The organism is Pirellulaceae bacterium (assembly GCA_029243025.1).
Classification (GTDB): Bacteria; Planctomycetota; Planctomycetia; order Pirellulales; family Pirellulaceae.
Window position 1 is genome coordinate 14,222 of record JAQWSU010000043.1, and the last position, 22,313, is coordinate 36,534.

Here is a 22,313-nt window from a genome sequence, read left to right on the forward strand (position 1 = left end):
CGATATTTATGTAACTTCGCATTTCCCTTCCCGTTGATCGGCAGATTGGGATTCAGCTATTCAGGCAATGCGATCAATCGATTGGTTTACAATGACGGGCACCATCCAAGATCGATTTCGACAAATCATGGGCTTGGTACCTGCAGAATAATTGCGAAAGGCGAGCTACTCAGCTAGGTTGGAGAAGCTTAGAAAAGGGAGAATTATCCGTTGAACCAATCGTCAAGTTACGCTGCAACCACCCGTTTGGCTCGCCGCTATTTCCTCGGCACATGTGGCGTTGGGCTGGGATCGATGGCACTCGCAGCTCTTTTCGGTGACACTCATCTTTTTGGCGCGAAACCGAACGCACCTGAATCGGGTGACATTCATCCCCACACGGCAAAGGCTTCCCACCTCAAGCCGCGTGCTAAGAATGTAATTTTTTTGTTCATGGCGGGCGGGCCCAGCCAGCTTGAACTCTTCGACCACAAACCAGAACTCAACAGGTATGACGGGCAGCAAGTACCCTCGGAAGTGATCGAAGGCTTTGACTTGCCCTTCATCGAACGTGATGCGGCCTTAATGGCCTCGCCCGTCTCGTACACGCGACACGGCGAGTGCGGTGCTGAGATTTCCGAAATGCTCCCCCATCTCGGCTCAGTCGCCGACGAACTCGCGATCGTTAAATCAGTCCACACCGATGCGTTCAATCATGCGCCCGCGCAGATCTTTCTGCATACGGGCCATTTGCAACTTGGAAAGCCTTCCATGGGCTCGTGGGTTACGTACGGCCTTGGCAGTGATTCACAGGACCTACCCGCGTACGTCGTCCTCGGGCAGACGGCGGTAAGCGGCGGATCGTCTTGCTTTAACTGCGGATTCCTACCTACCGTCCATCAAGGTGTGCCGTTTCGCTCAAAAGGCGCACCGGTACTCTTTGTTGAGAATCCCGCCGGCGTCGATAATCAACTACAACGTGACACCTTGAATACGATCCGCCAAATTAACAGTGAGCGGCTACGCACGGTTCACGATCCGGAAATTGCAGCTCGCATTAGCGCTTACGAAATGTCATTTCGACTGCAAACGAGCGCGCCCGAACTCATGGAATTGAGTCAGGAGAGCCCCCAAACGTTGGCCATGTATGGCGCAGACCCTGCTCAGCCATCCTTCGCGGGGCAATGCCTGCTGGCACGAAGGTTAGTGGAACGCGGCGTACGCTTTGTGGAAGTCTCGCTCTCCGGTTGGGATCACCATTCAGACGTGGTAGGCAGCGTTCGAAAGATTTCCCAGAACGTCGACCAAGCCTGCGCGGCACTGGTCAAGGACCTCAAGCAACGTGGACTTCTCGATGAAACACTTGTTATCTGGGGGGGTGAGTTTGGACGCACCCCCATGGTGGAAAACAACCCCGCACTCGGTCGCAGGCGGGGTCGCGATCATCATCCGAATGCATTCGCCATGTGGTTAGCTGGTGGAGGGATTCGGGCCGGCACGACGATCGGAAAAACGGACGACATGGGTTACCAGGTCGTCGAGGATCCGGTCCATATCCATGACTTACAGGCAACTGTGCTTCACCTCTTGGGTATGGACCACGAGCAACTCACCTACAGCTACCAAGGGCGAGACTTTCGCCTAACCGATGTCGGAGGGCAAGTAGTATCAAAGCTATTAGCCTAACGAAGCACGCGGGAAACGCGACAGTTACTGAAGCCCGTGCAGTCCGTTTCTTGAAACTTGCTGCTCACTTGAAACGATTCAACAACGATTGCGTCAAACGGAGAATACCGATCGACAAACACGTCAACATCGCGAATAACAACGGCTCGTTCATCGTACGTACGACCTGTTTCGCGATCTGTTTTTTCGTCGCGACGCTCTCATTTGCCCAAGAGTTCCAAAAGTCTAGCAGCTATCAAAAGGTGCTTCCATTACTCGCGGAACGCTGTTTTCTATGCCACGGGCCGGACGAAGAATCCAGAGAGAGTGGCCTCAGACTCGATACCCGTCGTGGCGCACTCGATGGCGGCGTTTTCCCGGGCGACCCGGACGCGAGTCCAATCATTCGGCGCGTGACGTCCAAGGATCCCGACCTACAAATGCCGCCACCCGGTTCGGGCAAAAATCCGTTGACAGCAGCGGAAATTTCATTGCTGCAAGATTGGATCGAAAAAGGTGCCAACTACGAACTCCACTGGTCATTTCGTCCGCCGGAACGGCCGAAGATCCCTGGTTCAAACTTTTCTCGTCGAGCTCGGTCAGCAATTGACCATTTCGTCTGGGCACGTCTGGATCAAAAAGGTCTTACACCAGCGCCTCCTGCGGACCGCCACATCCTCATACGGCGCGTGACCTTGGACCTCACCGGTTTGCCGCCGTCGATTGAAGAAGTCGATGCGTTTGTCAACGATCAGGCGCCGGACGCCTACGAAAAGCTGGTTGATCGCCTGCTTGCGTCACCGCAGTACGGCGAACGCTGGGCCCTCTGGTGGCTCGATCTGGCCCGGTACGCCGATTCCAACGGCTACGAATCAGACCGCTCACGTTCCATCTGGTCCTGGCGAGATTGGATCATCAACGCCCTGAATATCGACATGCCTTTCGATCAATTCACCATCGAACAGATCGCCGGCGACATGCTCCCGGACGCGACCCCCGCCCAACGCATCGCGACAGGTTTTCACCGCAACACCTGGATCAACGAGGAAGGAGGACACGACTGGGAACAGTTCCGTTACGAATCGGTTGTCGATCGCGTCCATACGACCAGTACAGTATTCTTGGGTCTGACGATGGCCTGCGCGCAATGTCATGACCATAAGTACGATCCAATCTCACAACGTGAGTATTGGCAACTGTTCGCATTTCTCAACAACGCGGACGAACCCGATTTCTGGGTATCGGACCCGAAGATACGCGAACGTCAACAACAGATCGATGCAGAGGTTGCCCGCCGGATCGCCGGCCGCGCGGCAAAATTTCCACCGTTGGATCCCGCTACGACAACGTCCACCGACCAAGAATCTCGCCAACAACATCTCAAAACAAAATTCCGCGCTTGGCTCCAAGATCCGTCCAACCGTCCAATCCACTGGACCCTTCTCGATCCGCGGTCTGCGAAATCAGCAGGCAACGCGACAATGACCGAGCTCGATGACCACTCGATCCTCGTCACGGGTGATCGACCAGAAGTTGATTCTTACCAAATTGTGTACGAGCTTAACTCGCCCCGTGTGACAGGCTTTCGTTTAGAGGCACTTCCTGATGCGCGGCTTCCCAACTACGGCCCAGGACGCGGGAGTTTTAACGGTGATGGGGCTTTCGTCATCACCGAGTTCCAGGTGGACGTGGTCGGATTAGCGCCCAGCCCCGCCGTCGACTCTGCCCTAGGAACAAAGCCCCGCCCCAACCCAACGCAACAACGCCTCGAATTCGTTCATGCCTATGCCAGCTACAAAGAGCAGGAGATCTCCCATTCGATTGACGGCAACAAGCTCACCCACTGGTTCATTGCTGGTGGGGCAGGGCAGCGTCATGTGGCTGTCTTCGAAACCAAAGGTCCTCAGGAATTTCCAGCAGGCACACGCATCCGAGTTACGATTCCACAGAACTTCGTTCACCAGCAAACACTCGGCCGTTTCCGATTATTTGTTACCGGCACCCCGGGACCGCTTCATCCGAATCCACGCCCGACGTCAATCGACCTCCTGTTGTTAAAAGATCCCGAGGCACGGACCGAGGAAGATCAGATATCCCTCCAGGACTATTACCTGTCCATTGCACCGGAACTCGAGTCCTACAACGATGAAATCCAGAAGCTGCAAGCCTCCCGACCGCGGTTTCCAACCACCTTCATTTTCAAGGAACGGAAACAAAAGGACAAACGAGCAACCCACATTCATGTGCGAGGCGAATATCGACGCCCCGCCGACGTCGTTTCCGCCGCGGTACCCGCGGTGCTACATCCGTTGGCCGCTGATGCACCTCGCAATCGATTGACCCTTGCCAAGTGGTTGGTCGATGAACAAAATCCACTTGTAGCTCGTGTGATCGCTAACCAGCTCTGGCAATCGTTCTTCGGTCAAGGAATCGTAAGCACGTCGGAAAACTTCGGTGTGCAAGGCGCACCGCCCACGCATCGACAACTTCTCGATTGGCTCGCCGTTGAACTTCGACAGGGGGGCTGGAGCCTCAAGTCATTACAGCGACAAATCGTGATGTCTTCCGTCTATCGCCAATCCTCGCGGATCACACCGGAACTTGCGCAACGCGACCCGCAAAACGTCCTTCTCGCACGCGGTCCTCGCCTGCGAGTGGATGCTGAAACGATCCGAGACATCGCGCTTGAAGCAAGTGGATTATTGGTCGATACTGTCGGTGGACCAAGCGTCTTCCCTCCGCAACCTGCCGAGGCTGGCGAGACCTTTGGGGGGTTCAAATGGAAGCCGAGCACGGGGACCGACCGTTATCGACGAGGACTTTACACGTTCCGTAAGCGAGGCGGACCCTATGCTGCATTTGCCACCTTCGATGCACCTGCACCCAACACCTGCACCGTGTCGCGGGGTCGCTCCAACACGCCGCTCCAAGCCCTCACTCAACTCAACGATCTCGTTGTCCTCGAGGCATCCAAAGCGATGGCAAGACGTGTTTTGCGGAACTTCCCTAACAGCGCTGCGGATGGCGTACGTCGGGCGTGGCGTCTTGCCCTGTCACGTCCACCGACTGAGTCAGAACTAACAGCATTGATTGAATTTCACGAACGACAACTCCAACGATTCGAAGAGGGTTCCCTGAACGCAGAGGCAATCTATGGTGCCACTGCCAACGACGACGAACAGCTCCGGGCACTGGCCGCGATGACCACCGTCGCTCGACTTCTGCTCAACCTTGATGAGACCATCACGAAAGAGTGAAAAAAGTATCCAGATTTTGACGGCTGCTGTGCGCGGCCCGGTCTGAACCGTACAAAAAACGCTTTTTTTTGACCAAGCGTCCACTTCCGCCGACAAATTGAAACCGACCGTAAAAAAATGGCCGATCGACTCTCTGAAGATATTTCGCGGTAGCTGATTGATAAAACCATTGAGTCATTTCAGCAGACGCCAAGCCGACATTCGGGAACTTCGGCGAACATGGATCGCTAACCCAAAGCGCCGTACGACAACAAAGCTCTCAAGCCTTGATACCTTTGCCGGTGCGTACCCAATGCTTTCGAACCAATTCCCGCGAATTGAGAACAATCAACTTGAAGCGGCCAGTGTTGCTACCGATAATACGGTCGTTGATTTCCCACGGAGTTAACCGACAGAACCTCAGAGTGAACAATTTAAACGGCAGCGAACAGACAAGAGAGCCAATCGCTTGCATTAGATCACGAAGGAACGAAAGCAAGGACACGAAGAATGTGGAAATCCAGCGAGGGCCTGTCATCACGCAACAGACCGTGGCGTGAGCTCCTTCATGAGCCCCTTGAGCGCCGCGAGATGCTCGCCGGTAATTCGTTGGAGGACCTGCCGGTCATCATCAGCGAATTCATGGCAGACAACAACCTCTCATTGGTGACACGCACTCGTTCCACAGAAGCCGAAATGTTCAATGGCGACTACCAGGCTCCCGACTGGCTTGAACTAATGAACGTGTCAACCCAGCCGGTTGATCTCGGCGGAATGCACCTCAGCGACGACGCCACTCAATTGACCAAATGGCAATTCCCAGCCGGCATACAAATCCGATCAGGCGAACAGTTAATCGTCTTCGCTTCCGGCCAGAACCTGACCAATCCGTCACTGGACGAAAAAGGGTTTTTACACACGAATTTTCGTTTAAGCAGTGCTGGCGAATTCCTCGGATTATCAAATCACGAGGGCAAGCTACTCCACGCCTACACGCCTGATCCTCCCGCCCAGCAGACAGATATTTCCTATGGTATCTCCATGGCGACGGGATCGCTGATTGGGCCAGGTGCAGACTTGAAATATTTCATACCGATGGACGATGCATTCGAATCACGTTGGCGTCAAACGACCTTTAGCGACACCGATTTATTGACTTCAGCCATCGGCCCCATCGGTTTTGATCGTTCGCCGGGTAACAGCGAACTCGCCGAAACGGTTGGTGCTGATTTAGTCGCGCGACGTTCCACCAACCACGGCACCGGAACAATCACGATCCTTGAATATGCACCGTTCCGCCACAGCGGTCGGGTTACCGAATGGTCGTTTTATTCGAAGAACAATCATTCCATCACCCCGTTGGTCGTGCGCCAGGCTGGCGACGAGTTTGAAATTGTCGGAATTGGACGCACACGCACCAGCGACAGTTCCGGTGTGCAAGAATTCGCCTTCGACCTTCAGTCCGGTTCGGATCTCGTGGAGGAAGAGCACTATTTTTTTGGATACAAGGATGGAGACAACGAAACAGATTCCCTGGGCGTCGTAATGTGGAATACTTCGTCTGACATTGCGAGACAGTATCGCGGGCCCCAGTCCGGGAACATGGTCTTAGGCCAGCCCCTTGTGGAAGGCCGTGATGTTTCGCGCACCTTTTCCATTCAGGCAACCACCGCGTCCCGAATCGCAGACATCAAAACGGACATCGGTAGGCAAATGCAGGAATCGTCATCCCTCTACGCACGGTATCCGTTTGACGCGCCCACACGCGACATCCTGCGTTCGCTGACTCTGCACATCCGTTACGAAGACGGCTTCCGAGCCACATTGAATGGAACTGAAATCGCACGCCGCAATGCGCCCGATTCAGCTCGATTCGACTCCAACGCAAATCAGAATCGACCGTTGGTAGAGGCAAACCGATTCGAAGAGATCAACGTCTCGCCATTCCTTGACACGTTAACCGATGAGAACAATATTCTCGCAATCCACGCTTTGAACGACGACCGAAGCAGTGATGATTTCATACTCGATGTCCGCCTGTCCGGTATCGAGATCGAACCGCTTGCAACCATCGGCTTCGGCGCCGACCCCACACCTGGTGAACCCAATCACCCAACTGCCTTGGGGATCGCTACCCCGCCGACCTTTAGTGTCTCACGAGGCCTTTTCGATCAACCATTCACGCTAGAACTGTTGAGCGAAGATGATGCCAGTGCAATCATTTATTACACGCGGGACGGCAGTCCCCCGACGATCGACAACCCGGCTACGGTCGAGTATCAACAACCCTTTACAGTAGAAGGCACGACGGTAATACGAGCAACCAGCCATCGCGAAGGCTTCCTGAAATCGCCTATCCAGAGCCACACGTTCATCTTTCCATCGGATGTGGTAAATCAGGAAAACATCAAGACACACATCAGCGAAGATCCGATCTGGGGTCCACAAATCCCAGCGGCGTTGCGTTCGCTTCCCACCGTTTCAATCGCCACCTCCGCGAACGTTATCTCGGAAACCGAACTGCCCGCTTCCATGGAACTCATTTTCCCTGACGACACGCCCGGCTTTCAAATCAACAGCGGTCTTGAGGCCTTTGGGCGATCAAGCCTGACGTTTGAAAAAAAGTCTCTTCGCTTAAGTTTCAAAGAACTCTATGGCCCCCCGAAATTGAATTTCGATCTTTTCGATGATCCAACCGGCATCACCGAATTCGACCAAATCTTATTGCGAAGTGGTTCACACGACTCTGCAATCTGGGAAAGTAAGGCCAGCTACATCCGCAATCGCTGGATGTCTGATCGGCAAATCGAGATGGGGCAACCGGCTCCACGGGGTCGATTCGTGCACGTCTATCAAAACGGAGAGTATCGCGGCCTTTACGAAATGATGGAACGTCCCAACTCGGCATTCATGGCGTCGTATCTTGGCGGCAGTGATGACGAGTACGATGTGATCAACGCAGGTGACATTGTCGACGGCAATGACCAAGCTTGGAACGCCCTGATTGAATCAATTGGTGGCGACTACGATCAGGTGCTGGAGTACCTCGACGAAGACAATTTCGCTGACTATCTGCTGCTCCAGTTTTACGGCGGAAACAACGGAGACTGGCTGCCTCACCAGAATTGGCTGACCAGTCGTCGTCGACAACCGGGCTCTGGATTTCAGTTTTTCGCCTGGGATAGCGATGGCGTGCTGGCGAGCGGATCGCAGGCAACGATTGTGAATGCAGACGGCCCAGACCACATCTGGAGCGTACGCGGCGGCGTTCGACAGTACGAAGACTTTCTGCGGGTTCTGGGGGATCGATCTGTCAAGTTCTTTGGTGAGGAAAAAATGTTCTCTGCGGAACGCGTTCGCGGTGACATCGAAAGACTCGCCGCCAACATCCGGCCAGCAATTATCGCCGAATCAGCACGCTGGGGTCGCCGTACCTTCACACCTGCCGCCTGGAATGAGACCATTGAATGGATGAAGGACACGTATGGTCCGACCGACGGGCCAAGTCGCGGTGAGATTGTCCTCGGGCAACTCCGAGATGCGAATTTGATCCCTGAAATCAGCCCCCCTCAATTCATCGTCGATGGAGAAGCACTGCATGACGACCTCGTTCCAGCAGGCATCGACCTCACCATGTTCGCCGGCGACGACCCTGTCTATTACACGCTGGATGAAACCGATCCCCGACAAGCTGCTCCGACAGTCAGCTATTCAGAGTTAATCGCCAATTCGGCGAATGTACGCGTGATCGTTCCCTTGGATAACTCCCTTGGGGATCGCTGGATTGAGACTAATTATGACGACTCGAGCTGGCCAGCTGGACAGACGGGAGTCGGCTTTGATACATCAGGACTGCTAACCGAACACATCGGTTTCGACATCCTTGAGTCGATGAAATCAGTCAACACCTCGGCCTATTTACGAATTCCCTTTCAGGTGCAGGATCCAACCTCACTCGACACGCTGAAGCTTAACCTTTACTTTGACGATGGATTCGTCGCCTACCTGAACGGTGTAGAAGTAAAACGCGTAAACGCACCCGAACTCATGACATGGGACGCTCGTGCGACAACATCAAGACGGTCGGTCGCCGCGAACGTCAAGGCATTTAATTTATCGGCACATGTCAAGCTGCTACGACCGGGTGACAACGTTCTCGCCATCCACGCTCTGAACAGAACCCGAGGTGGAAACGACATGCTGATCGCACCGGAATTGCATGGCGGATCGGTATTCGATAAGGGCGTGGCGGCCACCGCCAATCGATACTCCGAACCCATTCTCATCCCGCCCGGCGCAACAATCAAAGCCCGGACCTTCGGCGGTGAATGGAGTTCGATGCGGGAGGCAACATCACCGCAGACGCGGTCGCCACTACGGATCTCTGAGGTGATGTATCACCCAGCGGACGCCACGACAGCCGAAGTCACAGCCGGCTTCGACGATGCCGACGACTTCGAATTTCTCGAAATCGTCAATCCTTCTGCCGAATCGGTTGACCTGACCCACCTCCAATTCGTGCAAACCATGGCCAATGGGGTCACCCAAGGCATCGAATTCAATTTCGTCGCCAATCCTTTTTCGCAACTTGGGCCGGGCCAACGCATCCTCATCGTGGAGAACGAACCTGCCTTTCGTTTTAGGTATGGAAACGATTTGTCGGTCGCCGGCCAATGGCGTGGGGGTCTGAACAACGACTCGGAACAAATTACAGTCGTGGTCGACAACCAGCTGCTGCAACAGTTCTCCTACGACGACGATTGGTTCGCCTCCACAGATGGAAAGGGCTACTCATTAGAAATTATCGACGATAGCCAATCGGACATCCAAGGCTGGAACCTGAAAGACGCCTGGTTGCCGAGCAACAAGAAGGGCGGCACACCAGGGACGGCCGCAATTGACCGGTTGTTCGGAGACACAAATCGAGACGGTGTATTTGACGCTCAGGACTTGATTCAAGTATTCCAAAACGGCGAATACCAAGACAGCATCACCGGCAATTCAACATTCGACGAAGGAGATTGGAATCAGGACGGTGACTTCGATTCGGCCGATCTGGTTTTCGCCTTTCAGACGGGCAATTACATTAGTGAACCAAGACCACTAGAAAGCAAAATGGCTGCCGCGCCTGAATCGATTTTTCACTTCGAAAATAGATCCAAAAAGCGGCCGGAATTCGCCACGTCTTTGCCGGTATCGCCGCCACAACCCCGACCATGAACGTCGGGGCTTGTTTAGCGTTTGCCTTCCATCTTCGCTACGCCCACACATACCTAAACCCGCGTTGCGACAACCAACAGGTTCGAGAGATCTTCGCCGACTTCTTCACCTTTCGCCCACCAATTTCAACAATGCCATGTAGCTGTCGGAAACAACTCGGAAACCGACGAGATCCAGAGACCCGATTCCCGAATAAAATCAGAGATTCGATTACGAAGGATTGAATCAAGGAGCAACCGACACCATCCATCCGTATCGGGCGTGCGATCCAATGGTTGCCAGACCCACGGCTCACAGTTGTCTCTCACACCCTGGCAATCTATTGGGTGGCGACACGGATCGCTTTTACATTCATTGCAATCCACTTGCCTTTGTGGCTTCAAGATGCTTAGAATCGATTTTGCATCTTTTCACAGCACTCTTTTCACAAAAGACAACATGCGAAACGCTCTGACCATTTTCGGTGTATTCAGCCTGATTCTTCACAGCTCGACTCTGCTATCCGGGGCGGAGCCACCTTTGGAAAATTCAATCGGTATGAAGTTGACGCTGGTTTCACCCGGCACCTTTTTGATGGGCTCCAATGTCAAAACGAAAATACCGGGGACGACAACCCCTATCCATGAGGTAACACTCACCCACCCGTTCCATCTTGGTGTTTACGAGGTCACTCAGGAACAATATGAGCAGGTCATGGAAAAGAACCCCAGCAGCAGCAAATCCCACAGGAATCCTGTGGACTCTGTCAGCTGGTTCGATGCCGTCGAGTTTTGCAAGCAGCTTTCCGCGATGCCCAAAGAGAAATCCGCAGGCCGTATTTATCGCCTACCGACAGAAGCCGAGTGGGAATACGCCTGTCGGTCTGGAACAAGCACCGAATACTGTTTCGGCAACGAGGCTTCGAAGCTTGTTGAATACGCCTGGTTTGTTGGTAACAGCGGAGATGCGGTCATCGATTTCCAAACGCTTGGACCTTTTGAAAAAATCCGAGCGTTGAGCAGCAATCAAAATCGGCCTCATCCTGTTGGCGAAAAAAAAACCAATGCATGGGGCCTCCATGACATGCACGGAAACATGTGGGAATGGTGCCAGGATCATTACGCCCAATACAGGGCAGGCGCCGTCACTGACCCGATCAACCCCGCACCCAACACGGCCCGTGAAGCATCGGCGAATCCGATCAACCGATTGCTAGACCAAGGCCGCGTCGTTCGTGGTGGTGGTTGGCGTGTTTATGCCGCCGGCTGCCGTTCGACCTACCGCAACTCGAACGATCCATCGCTCCGTGGCCCCGTCAATGGGTTTCGTGTGGCGATGAGTATGACAGTTCCGAAAAAAATGATTAGCCAACGAAGAAACGTAATCTCCGCGTGAAAACTTTGGCGACTCACTCTACCGAAAGCAATCGACCGCGGAACGGTACCAGACACCTTTTTCAGGTACGTAATCTTCGGGACGTTCGCACCCAGACCATCCCCATCGCCAAAATCAGAATTGACGAGAACATCGGTTCGGGCACGAGTTCAAATTTGAGGTCGTATTGCCCAACGATTCCGTCGACAGCTCCACTACTGGAAACATTGATCAACACCGAATAGTCCCCGGGTTGCACGATTCCGGTTTCCGAGATGGACAATGGCTCGCCTCCAGCCAGTCCCACTTGTTGATCGATACTAAAACTCGGCCCGACCAATCGCACATGGCCCAATTCGCTATTTGACGCCGATAGATCCAGGGAATATCCGACTGCTTCGGCAATCGAAAAGTCCACTTCGAAATGCGACTGACCGCTGGCGTTACTACTTCCGACCGGCGGACCATAGGACCCGGTCGTGGATCCATTGGCGAGAATCGATGTTACTGAGAATTCCGACGTCTGTGTTGCACGAGACGCAGCCTCCGACTCTCCAGCTTGGAAGTCGCGGCTTAAATCACTATCAAATCGATCGAAGTTGGTGGCGTCCTCACGCGCTGACTGGTTCCCGTCCTGGCTATCGAATTCAAGATAGTTGTAACGGTACGATCTCTGAAAATTAATCTCCGTCGCCAGCGCAGGAACTCCGCATACGGCAACGATTACAAGTGCTTGAAAGATCTTCGTCATTAGCTTCTCCTAAGTCAAAGTCGCATCATCAATGAGCCCACGTGCTATTCAACACCTGCACCATCGTTCCATGTTCATCCGGTGGTGTTAAGCTCTTGCGGAATAACAGCCTTCAGGAACATACCAAACGGCTGTCCAACTGAAATCGCGGGCGATTTACAACGCCATCAGCGTATCACGCAAGACTGGAATTGCAATGCTTTCTGCGTACAAACATTGAGTTCGGATTTACACGTTTTAACTTTTTAGCATTGCGTGTGACCAAGACGCCAACAGCACCTTTCGTCAACGTGTTCAGACTCATTTACTCGCGGGAAACAAACACGTTACCAATCGTCGTTTCGGCTACTCGGAAGATGCGGGGCATTCAGAACGGATCGTTGCCTCAAGCAAAGACAAGAGTTGTCGGGCGTTATTCTCATCGAAAGGCATTGGAGGACGAATCTTCAGCACGTTGTGATCGATGCCATCAGTTCCGATGAGCACCCCTTGTTCGCGCATGCGATTCACGATCCGATCAGCGAGCTCTGGCCAGGGCTTTCGTGAGCTGTTATCTCGAACCAATTCGATACCCCAAAAGAGCCCGGCTCCACGCACTTCGCCAATGCAGGAAAAATTCCGCGTCAACACATCCATGCCCTGTTTCAAGGAAACGCCCACCGACTTGGCGCGTGCAGGCAAGGCCTCGTCTTCGAGGACGTCAAGGACGGCGTGTCCCACTGCAGCCGATACACTGTTGCCTCCAAAGGTACTGAAAAACTCCATGCCATTCTCGAACGCATCTGCCACCACACGTTTGGTTACGACGGCAGCAAGTGGATGCCCATTGCCCATCGGCTTACCCAACACGACGATATCGGGCACGACTCCGTAGCGTTCAAAGGCCCAGAAGCAATCGCCTAGTCGGCCGAACCCTGTTTGCACTTCATCGGCGATCGCCACTCCCCCCTCTGCTCGTATCGTATCGTAAACCACCGGAAGATAGGCGGGTGGTGAGACGATTTGCCCGCCCACGCTGGGCCAGGTCTCTAGGAGTACCGCGGCCGGCGGCAAATCGGATTGAGCCCAGCTTGTGATCGCGCGCTTTGCTTGGGAAGCAAACTGGCGGCCTTCGTAGTCATCCCGATAAATTCCTCGATACGGATCGGGCAAGGGTAGAACGTGGACCCACGGAGGCGGCCCGCTGCCACCGGGGCCGGCATGCTTGTAGGGGCTGGCATCAATTAACGTGGTCGTATGCCCGTGATACCCAGCCTGCTGCACCACGATCGCTTTGCGTCCCGTGAATTGCCTGGCAAGTCGAATCGCCAGTTCATTCGCTTCGCTGGCGGAATTCAATAAAAAGCATACATCCAACCCGTCGGGACAGTAGGAAGTTATCCGTTCCGCATACGAACCAGCTACCCCTTGAAGATAACGACTGTTTGTATTGAGCTTGCGCATTTGCCTCGCAGCCGCATCGACCACACGAGGATGGCAATGTCCCACGTGCGGCACATTGTTGTAAGCATCCAAATACCGTCGGCCCGACTGATCGTACAAGTATTGAGCGAATCCACGAACCAGCTCGACTGGTTGACGATAACTCAGCGATTGGGCCTTACTAAAATGATGCTGGCGCAACACACTTGCAGCATGCGACGGTTCCCACCGACTGGCCTTCGCTAGCTCGGCCGAACAGCCAAGCAGCGCGGCAGGGTGCGGGCAGAACGCTGTCCAAACCGATTGCTCGTCGGCAGCTGCAACGCCCGGAAAACCGTCTCCCGTACCCAATAAATCGCTGGCCACCTGGAGGTGGAGATGCGGAGGCCAACCGCCGTTTTCGTCAGGTCCACCCAAGCAACCTAAAGAGGCACCACGGGGAACAGCTTGCCCTACACTCCAAGCTGCTACACTTTCGCGGTCAAGATGTCCGTAGAGACTGAAGAACGCTGGGCCCGCAATCGGTTCGTGCCGAAGAATCAGCAAGCCTCCGTAGTCTTGACGCTCTGGTCGAAACACGGCGGCTATTACGATGCCATCCAGGGGCGCGTAGACAGCGTGTCCTTTCTCAGCGAACACATCGACGCCGAGATGAATCGTGCGTTGCCCTCCACCTTCCTCGGGATCGATATTAAAAAGAGGACTTTGGTAGATTAGCCGAGGTTCTTCGTAACGGCCGAGCGCGTACCCTCCAGGTGGATGCAAATCAGACACGGACAATTCTGATTCCGGATTTCCCGCGGGTGCATGCTGCACATCAAGCTTGATAACGGGCGTCTCGATTTCGGTCAGCGGAATTCCCATCACCGGAAATAGTTCAACCGTAGGCTCGGCGAGCCAGCCGGCCAAGCTCGTTGAGTCCGCCTCAGGCCCCATGCCGCACACGTCGCGCAGCCGCGCGGTGACAAACCGATCGTTCTGTGCCGCGACTTTTGGCAAAGCCGCCAACATGGGCGCCCTGCTCACCGATAGATAGGGATCATCCGGTCGTTCGCCCTGCTGGTAAAAGCTCATCACGATACTTACTGCCATGCGAAGCAACATCATTGGCCACAGACATTCGAGTTCTGCAGCCGCAAACGGCTGCAGACAGTGATAACCTCGCACAAGGTGGGTGACCGCCGAGACATGGTCTTGTCGTCGACAAACGATATAGGCGGCTGCAATCGCCAGCTCGGCGATGCGAAAAGAATATGACAGATCGCCAAAATCGATGAGGCCGGAAATCTTTCGCTCTCCGGTCTCATCCAATTCTCGACTCACCAGGATGTTGTAGTCGTTCGCATCATTGTGAATAACCGCTTGAGGCAATTCTGTAGCGCACGACCTAATCGCCTCCTCGGCTCGATCCGCCACCATCGCGAGTAGCTCGCGGAGCTCTCGCGTCGGCACGAGCGACAAATGCGTGCGTACCTGCTCGACTCCATCTCGAAGATTCCAAGCAAAGGATGTGTCTAACCCATCCGCTGGCATGGGCGCCAATCGCTCATCCATCAGCGCCAGTTTTTCGCCCAGGTCCACCAACAGATGATCGCTGGGTCGCGCAAGCTCTGCCAATGGCTCACCACTGAGATATTCAAGACACCGTATACGGTATCGCTGACTCCGGTAGGTTACTTCGACAAGTCCTTCCCCTTGCTTCGTCTCCAATTCCCTCGGTACAAACCAGCAGTCGCGGCAGCGTTCCATGGCAACCCGTTGCTGAGCGAGCCGAACGTCCTCCTCCTCAGGACTGCAAACCTTGCAAACAAACCGGCGACCATCAGCCATTTTCAGGCATACATTGAGATCCCGTTCGCCGGGCAAGACCTTGGCGGACACGGAACGCATTCCGTAGCTCTCATGAAACAGATCGCGAACGGCTTCCAACGCAAGAATCGGCTTTCCTGTTATCCCCATTGACTGTTGCCTCGTTGGTCATGCGCCGGATCCGCAAGGCTTTACCGCTTGCCACATGATGCCACCTGATTCCATTTCCCATTTCGCCTAACCTGACGGCCACTTTTCAATTCAGCTTTCCGCGAATTCGAGGCTCAATCGGCCAACATATTACCAGCGCACCCAGGCGATATGTCCAGGAGGCGGTGTTTTTTTGTGATCAACCATCGACTTGCACAACCGCGTGATCATCACTTCCAAAACCACGTTTTTCATTTCGAAACACCGCTTCCGTGCCAAAGTCGGCTACGAATCACCCGTTGCGGTCACCAGCCGGCCCATGCCCGAACAGCCTGACCTCAAAACAGCACGGTCTCTCGATGGACTGAGAAAGATTTCCCGAGATCGATTTTCGTGTCAGGGCGAATCGCCCTACCCCCACGATAGCTACCGCGACCCCCTGTCTTTTTGTTTACCCACCTCCGCCTTTCGCCAGCTCCATAAAACGGAACCAGCCGATGAACCACAGGACAAAGGTGCCATCCGGGAGTATCTGGTTTTGACGTGATCTCCAACAGATTGCCGCCACCAGAATGGGGTGATCCACCCCTCGACAACTGGATCGAATCAGATTTGATAGCGACGAAACGCAACGTGGAGAGTACAATTTGCCGGAGTCGTTCGTTCGCTATTCTGTTGAACCGTCGATCAACACGCAGCCCAACAACGGCAAAAGTGTCAACACCCTGAGCCCTCTTTACTTGACAAGAATAAGGCAGACATCAATGAGCGAATTTGACACGATTGTCATCGGGTCCGGAGCCGGTGGATTGACGACCGCACTCTCTCTCGCGCGCGTTGGCCAACGAGTGCTCGTGCTCGAACAACACAGTTTACCGGGCGGTTGGTGTCACTCATTTTCGCTCGAAGGATTTCTTTACAGCCCGGGCGTGCATTATATCGGCCAGCTTCAGCCCGGTGGCCGTTTGCGACAAATCTATGAGGGATTAGGGGTCGCCAATGACCTTACCTTTCTTGAATTGAATCCGGATGGCTTTGACCATGTGGTGATTGGAGATCAGACTTTTGACATTCCCAAAGGTCGACAACGATACCTCGCTCGACTCCAGAAAGAGTTTCCCGCCGAACGCCAAAATCTCGACAAACTCTTTTTGTTGATCGACAGCCTCGCCAACGTGAGTGGAAAACCTCGCAGCCTGCTCGACCAACTACGGTTGGTGACCCTTGGACTGCGTTCGATCGATCATTTGCTTGATCGGGTTGGCATCAAAGACGAACGATTGCGAGCGATTTTAACCGTCCAGTCGGGTGATCACGGGATGGCGCCAAGCCAGGCTCCGGCCGCATTACACGCAGCCATCATGGCACACTACTTCGAAGGCGGCTATTACCCAAAGGGCGGAGCTCGATCGATCCCCCGGGCATTCATCCGTGGCTTGACAGCCCATGGGGGTGAAATCCGCGTCAACACCCCGGTTGCCAAGATTCAACTCGAGGGAACCCACCGACGACGAGCTATCGGCGTTCGGCTTGGGGATGGAACGTTCATCACAGCTGACCAAGTCGTTTCCAATGCGGATCCACACATCACATTCAACGAACTCATTGGAAAGGAAAACCTAAGTCGACGACTTCAAAAAAGGTTGACGCGAACAGAGTATTCACACTCAGCGATCAGCCTTTTCTGCGCCACAGATCTTGATTTAGCGGCGATGGGTTTCGACTCCGGCAACTACTGGTGCTCCAACACAGCACGCGTTGAAGAGGTCTATGACCAGGCAAAACGAACCCACGACCTAGGAGATGATGATGAACTGCCCGGCATCTTTCTTACCATCACGACATTGAAAGATCGCTCAAAACGCCAAGACGGATTACACACGATGGAATGCTTCTCATTGGCATCCTACGATTTATTTCAGAAATGGAAGAAATCCGAATATGGGGATCGGCCCGACGACTATGAACGTTACAAGGCGATGCTCAGTGCAAAAATGCTGCAAAGCATGGAAAAGTTAATCCCAGGAGTATCACAACGCATCGTGTTTTCGGAACTCGGAACTCCCCTGACCAAAGCTCATTACATCCACGCAACACGAGGCTCACTCTACGGAACTTCCAAGCGTTGGAACCAAATTGGCCCCTGGGCTTACCCCGTGAAGACCGAAATCGAAGGCCTGTTCATGTGTGGAGCAAGCACGGCTGCACACGGCGTGGCTGGCGCGACCGAAACCGGAATCATGGCTGCGAAACAAATTGCCAAATGTCCCGCTCAAGATTTCCTAACCGCGTCCGGACAACAACTGGTCATCTTACCTTGCGACAGTCCCGAAGAGTGGACCAAGACGAACGAAAACCAAGCATCGAAAAATCCAATTGCGTGATCTCAACCGAGCGATCGATTGTCACTCGAACGAGGCTTTCAATCGCCCGAAGCATTCCTGCATGATTGAAAAATCCGCCCCCCAACAACCGTGGAGCCCATCCTGCCTGCAAACTATTAACAGAGTGGTTCTTGCAGATCGACAATCTTTCGGATCCGTCCAGCGAAAACGAGTGAACGTTAATCAGCCCGGCATCCAAACGGCTCCGTTTGGACTTCAAACATTGGGGCTATCTTTTGCTCAACTGATAAGCGGCTATTTCCTTTTTCAAGGAAGCTGAATCGCCGTAGTACATCAAAATCAATTTGATTTTGTCATCTTGCCATCGGAAATCGATGTGCATCGGAATCGAGACCGACTCCTTCGAAGAACGCCCCACCGCTTCGAACGAGGTCCAAATATTGGTCCAAATCGGCGCCATCATATCGCCAGCCTCTTGGTAGGTCTCCGTACTCAAGATATTTTGCGACGGAGCGATGGCGTCGAGCGTGAAGTAGTTGGTGTGTACACTTGCCCATCGAAAACGCATGTCTCGAAAGAGCCCCTCGCGGACCAGCTTGAGACGTTTCATGTACGGCTCTCGCCCGTTGACGAATTCCCCAAAACAGGCCCCCCCCACGTCCTCCGCGAGCATCGCTTCAATGACTTTTGAATCACCCTTTGTCAACGCTTCAAGAAAGTTCCTGGCTTGCTGTGACTTGGGATCCTTTGTCCTGAGCACGGACTCTTCGTTGTCAGCCCCTCGAACCATTCCGCCGCACCAGGCCAAACAGAATACGGATGCAATAATTATTTTTCCCATATCACTTACTATCCTCCACGATTCTTGCTTTTTGATTCGGAGCCACCCGACCTGCGAGCCACAGATGGACAAAAGTTTTTGCACCTCATCTGAATATCTTTAGCCGCCTGCTTTATTTTTTGCAGAGCTGACAGCGATTTATTACTTGAACGGTCACTATTTCCAGCAACAAACCGATCGCGATCGATGATAATTTCCTTTGAATCACGCTTTCATCGGCCTATTTTAATGCGGTTTATTTCACGTTACCGCATTTAATTTTCCTCAGCGTTCGGCTCATCAATCACCAGCCCACCCATCTGGAACACTGAGTCGCACGGCAAGCACCCACTGCTTCAACAAGGGTCGGTCAGAACCGCGTTACTCCATCTGAAGCTCGGCAGAGCACGGATCTAAAACGTTGCCAACTACGAGGATCCAGGAACGTCAGGGCGCATCCGAAAATCTCGCTGGTTATGCCAGACGCCATTTCTACTCAGAATCGCTTCCGAGGGAACTTCAAAAGGCCTCGAAATGCACTCTTCCCATGCAACTATTATCATCCAATTGCGTCTTCTGAAGGACTAATGCGTCGAAGAGCGTGACTTCGCCCAATAGATTGTTGGAATTGCGAAAAAAACCTCACGCAACCTTGCCGTCTGCCGTCGTTACCGCACGAGACATGCAAAGCAACCTGGGAGCGATGTCCCGTTGGATCGGGTCAGATCTCAGCTCGTTCGCCCCTGAAGGACGACATTTTCTGTTGGAACCCACCACGAGAAACAACTTCAAACATCCATTTCCATTTCCATTTCCGACACACCGTCCAGATAGTCGGCAACTTCCGGCTCAGCCTGGAACACGAGGCAGACAATTCCCACGACCAGCCCAATGGCATCACAGTTGATGATGTTGATGATGAACATAATCGGAATGGCTTTACTGTTTCCTGCCCCGTAAGCTCCGGATCCCATCAATTTCGAACCGCGCACGATCGCCATGATCCCGAGCACGAGCGCAAAGACCCAAGGTAAATAAAGAAAAAGGGTTCCAATCGCGATACCAACAGCGACGAGAATTGTTTGAATTCCGCAGACAAGCTGCATGATTGCGATCGCTTGGACCTTACCGGGAGCAGCGGGTGCCATAACAATATCCCTTCGCTATCGATCAATGAATTGCGTGTGTAACTTAACAGCGACAAAAATTTTCGGAAAGGCCAGTGCATATTCCAGCGAATCTTCTCACGTTCGCCATGGCAGCAATAAGGCCACTCCGGGTTTGAGCTTTCGGTGACTCCAGATATCTCGGTTGCACCCGATGTTCAATCCCGATTAGACCACTGCCTACACAAGTTATCCGCAAAGAGAGTACCCCGTACAGGCCGCCTACCCATCGCGGCTGAATCACCCTGCGTTTTATCTAAGATTATTTCTGTCGGGCACGAATACTTGTCGGCGAGCACCTGCAAAGACGCACGTCGACTTTCGTCTTGACTGACATTCAATCGGTTATCATTGCCATGAATATCTGGCCAAGTCGCAACAAGAGAGCAGGGGGGGGCAGCGGGGCCGATGACGTCCGTCACGCAACATGCTGACGTCAGACATTGCTTCAGAACCAAAGCGGTTTCGAAACAGTGCCCCCATTTCTGAGAACACGCCAGGGCTGTCAAGTGTTGAATCGACTGCCGACATCAACACGTCAACTCAATGACTGTTTTCGCGAGAAGTCTAGGTCTCCTGCAACAAAAGCCACCTCAGTATTCAACGAGGCCGCGACGTATTAGCGCGGGAAGTGGGTGGATCAGAATACAACACTATTTGCCACACGCGCGACGACGACCAGCAAAACGAATCGCACAACAAACACCAATCAACCACAGCACAACACTTGACGGCTCAGGAACTGCTATGGTTTGCCCATGAACGTTGTAAAGCCCTGTCTGCAATGCAACGACAAGATCCGCACTTGTCACCAAAAAATCGCCCGAAAAATCACCCTCGTACCAATTAGCAACGTTTCCAGTTTCATACTTACCGGCTTGAAAGATCGTGACCATATCAGCGCTATCAAATAATCCATCTGCCGTTGCATCGCCTGCCATTTACGATGCCTCATGCGTTATGTGTGTTTTGTTGTATTGCCACACAGTGTTGCCAACGCCATCGACTAGCACCATATTATGGAACCGCAGTGTGGCACGTAGTGGACGTGTGTCCCCATCACTGCGCGAAGCCACAAACAAATCAGTGTCGATTGCCCAATCATAAGCCATGGACCCTATACTATTTGTTTTGCAATTGCCTACCCCTGAATAGCCCTGCCAATTGTCGAGCGAAAAATAGCAACTTGTTGCTTTTGTACTTTCCCACTTTGGCAACGAGGCTGGATCCTGCTCGCTAATCACATAGGCGTGCCAAATCGCCGGTGTGCGGTCATCTAGATCGCCTCGATATTGAATCTCGGTCATGTGCCCGGCGTAACACGCCACGGCCTCCAACAATGTGATTACTATCACCCACGCGATAATCTTCACTGTTTGCATTTGTTCTATCCCTACTTCAACAAGGCCGCGACTAATTAGCCGCGGAAAGGGTTTCAATTTGGTTAATTCGGTCAGCTAGTATTTTCTCCCCTTTACTTCTTTTGCTATTTCAAACGGCTCTAAAACGGCTTTAATTCCCCGATCTTCCGCACTAAAAAATGCCGCCAGTCCCGCTATATAATCTCCATGTGCCACGGAATAAAAAAACTGATACTCGTCACGTTCTGCATCGCGGTAACGTTCGGCTTGTTTTCCTGTCCACTCACCCAATTCATTGCGCCGCGCAATCTCATCGGATCCTGTATTATCTGACACAATGATAACCATCTAAATGTCTCCCCGTAAAACACCAACGATGAATTTAAAATACTCAGGATCATCCTCAGCAAAACTTATTGGATCTTTGTAAAGTTGTTCCATTCCCATGGAAAAAACTTCGGTACTATTATTTGCATAGGTTTTGCCAACGTAGCCGGCTGCTACCGATGCCCTCACTTTGTAGGGTATTTTTCGAACGGTGGCGTTTTTGAATTTGTCATCGACCGCGTTTGCAAAAGGCTTCAACAAGGCCGCGACTAATTAGCCGCGGAAAGCGTGTGTTCTGCGCCTGGTGATGTGCAATGTGTGGTGGGCTTCAATAAGGCCGCGACTAATTGGCCGCGGAAAGAAAACGGGAAGCTACTGTTTCCTGATTTTGACGCCACGCTTCAATAAGGCCGCGACTAATTAGCCGCGGAAAGACCGGTAATGCAACCCCTTGATACGAAAGGCGCAAAACGGCCATACGCGAGCACCCCAACACGTGCTTGATTCTCTAATCATAGCCAGCCCCTCCCAACAAATCAAAATTGCGACTAGACCCTGCAATTCCCGTCTGGACCTGCTTCCGGGCTGTTTATTGCGGGCAAAACACGACCAACTGGGATGATCCCCCTAATCACCCAATTCAAAAAATTTGCTGTCTGCGCCACCGCTATGCATAAGCTGGCAATGGATCTTGTGGCAATTCAGTCGA

General features: G+C 53.1%; 13 protein-coding genes. 5 read left to right on the top strand and 8 right to left on the bottom strand.

Features of this window, described 5'->3' with window-relative positions:
- Nucleotides 1-210 precede the first annotated feature (210 nt).
- The 4 genes from P8N76_18850 (at nucleotide 211) to P8N76_18865 (ending at nucleotide 11,474) form a co-directional block, all read left to right on the top strand.
- Nucleotides 211-1,665, top strand: a complete 1,455-nt coding sequence (locus tag P8N76_18850; GenBank protein ID MDG2383739.1) for a DUF1501 domain-containing protein — start codon at nucleotides 211-213, stop codon at nucleotides 1,663-1,665.
- Nucleotides 1,666-1,715: 50 nt separating this feature from the next.
- The gene (locus tag P8N76_18855; GenBank protein MDG2383740.1) at nucleotides 1,716-4,901 is read left to right on the top strand and encodes a PSD1 and planctomycete cytochrome C domain-containing protein; all 3,186 of its coding nucleotides are present in this window, start codon (nucleotides 1,716-1,718) and stop codon (nucleotides 4,899-4,901) included.
- 489 nt (nucleotides 4,902-5,390) lie between these two features.
- On the top strand, nucleotides 5,391-10,100 hold the full coding sequence (locus P8N76_18860) for a CotH kinase family protein (protein ID MDG2383741.1): 4,710 nt from the start codon (nucleotides 5,391-5,393) through the stop codon (nucleotides 10,098-10,100).
- A 438-nt stretch (nucleotides 10,101-10,538) separates the two neighbouring features.
- Nucleotides 10,539-11,474, top strand: a complete 936-nt coding sequence (locus tag P8N76_18865) for a formylglycine-generating enzyme family protein (protein MDG2383742.1) — start codon at nucleotides 10,539-10,541, stop codon at nucleotides 11,472-11,474.
- A 61-nt stretch (nucleotides 11,475-11,535) separates the two neighbouring features.
- Here P8N76_18865 and P8N76_18870 read toward each other — a convergent pair whose 3' ends face one another.
- Complete coding sequence (locus tag P8N76_18870; GenBank protein ID MDG2383743.1) at nucleotides 11,536-12,204, bottom strand: hypothetical protein; 669 nt, start codon at nucleotides 12,202-12,204, stop codon at nucleotides 11,536-11,538.
- A 345-nt stretch (nucleotides 12,205-12,549) separates the two neighbouring features.
- A complete protein-coding gene (locus tag P8N76_18875) occupies nucleotides 12,550-15,585 on the bottom strand; it encodes an aminotransferase class III-fold pyridoxal phosphate-dependent enzyme (GenBank protein ID MDG2383744.1) in 3,036 nt (1,011 codons plus the stop codon).
- A gap of 764 nt (nucleotides 15,586-16,349) precedes the next feature.
- On the opposite strand from P8N76_18875, the gene P8N76_18880 reads away from it, so the two are divergent.
- Entirely contained in the window at nucleotides 16,350-17,969 is a 1,620-nt protein-coding gene (locus tag P8N76_18880; protein ID MDG2383745.1) for an NAD(P)/FAD-dependent oxidoreductase, read from the top strand.
- 229 nt (nucleotides 17,970-18,198) lie between these two features.
- Here P8N76_18880 and P8N76_18885 read toward each other — a convergent pair whose 3' ends face one another.
- The 6 genes from P8N76_18885 to P8N76_18910 all read right to left on the bottom strand — a co-directional run bounded on the left by P8N76_18885 (nucleotide 18,199) and on the right by P8N76_18910 (nucleotide 21,862).
- Nucleotides 18,199-18,771: a hypothetical protein gene (locus P8N76_18885; GenBank protein MDG2383746.1), complete on the bottom strand. Its 573-nt coding sequence runs from the start codon at nucleotides 18,769-18,771 to the stop codon at nucleotides 18,199-18,201.
- A 767-nt stretch (nucleotides 18,772-19,538) separates the two neighbouring features.
- A complete protein-coding gene (locus P8N76_18890; protein ID MDG2383747.1) occupies nucleotides 19,539-19,898 on the bottom strand; it encodes a hypothetical protein in 360 nt (119 codons plus the stop codon).
- A gap of 671 nt (nucleotides 19,899-20,569) precedes the next feature.
- Complete coding sequence (locus P8N76_18895) at nucleotides 20,570-20,857, bottom strand: hypothetical protein (protein ID MDG2383748.1); 288 nt, start codon at nucleotides 20,855-20,857, stop codon at nucleotides 20,570-20,572.
- Entirely contained in the window at nucleotides 20,858-21,298 is a 441-nt protein-coding gene (locus P8N76_18900; protein MDG2383749.1) for a hypothetical protein, read from the bottom strand. It lies immediately after the preceding gene.
- A gap of 75 nt (nucleotides 21,299-21,373) precedes the next feature.
- Nucleotides 21,374-21,625 (bottom strand): hypothetical protein, encoded by a 252-nt coding sequence (locus P8N76_18905; protein MDG2383750.1) that lies wholly within the window; start codon nucleotides 21,623-21,625, stop codon nucleotides 21,374-21,376.
- Nucleotides 21,626-21,862, bottom strand: coding sequence for a hypothetical protein (locus P8N76_18910; GenBank protein MDG2383751.1), 237 nt, complete (start codon nucleotides 21,860-21,862; stop codon nucleotides 21,626-21,628).
- Nucleotides 21,863-22,313: the final 451 nt, after the last annotated feature.

Coding starts and splice junctions, on each gene's coding strand:
- P8N76_18860 (MDG2383741.1), top strand. CDS start 5,391: ATGTGGAAATCCAGCGAGGGCCTGTCATCACGCAACAGACCGTGGCGT.
- P8N76_18865 (MDG2383742.1), top strand. CDS start 10,539: ATGCGAAACGCTCTGACCATTTTCGGTGTATTCAGCCTGATTCTTCAC.
- P8N76_18870 (MDG2383743.1), bottom strand. CDS start 12,204: ATGACGAAGATCTTTCAAGCACTTGTAATCGTTGCCGTATGCGGAGTT.
- P8N76_18875 (MDG2383744.1), bottom strand. CDS start 15,585: ATGGGGATAACAGGAAAGCCGATTCTTGCGTTGGAAGCCGTTCGCGAT.
- P8N76_18880 (MDG2383745.1), top strand. CDS start 16,350: ATGAGCGAATTTGACACGATTGTCATCGGGTCCGGAGCCGGTGGATTG.
- P8N76_18885 (MDG2383746.1), bottom strand. CDS start 18,771: ATGGGAAAAATAATTATTGCATCCGTATTCTGTTTGGCCTGGTGCGGC.
- P8N76_18890 (MDG2383747.1), bottom strand. CDS start 19,898: ATGGCACCCGCTGCTCCCGGTAAGGTCCAAGCGATCGCAATCATGCAG.
- P8N76_18895 (MDG2383748.1), bottom strand. CDS start 20,857: ATGGCAGGCGATGCAACGGCAGATGGATTATTTGATAGCGCTGATATG.
- P8N76_18900 (MDG2383749.1), bottom strand. CDS start 21,298: ATGCAAACAGTGAAGATTATCGCGTGGGTGATAGTAATCACATTGTTG.
- P8N76_18905 (MDG2383750.1), bottom strand. CDS start 21,625: ATGGTTATCATTGTGTCAGATAATACAGGATCCGATGAGATTGCGCGG.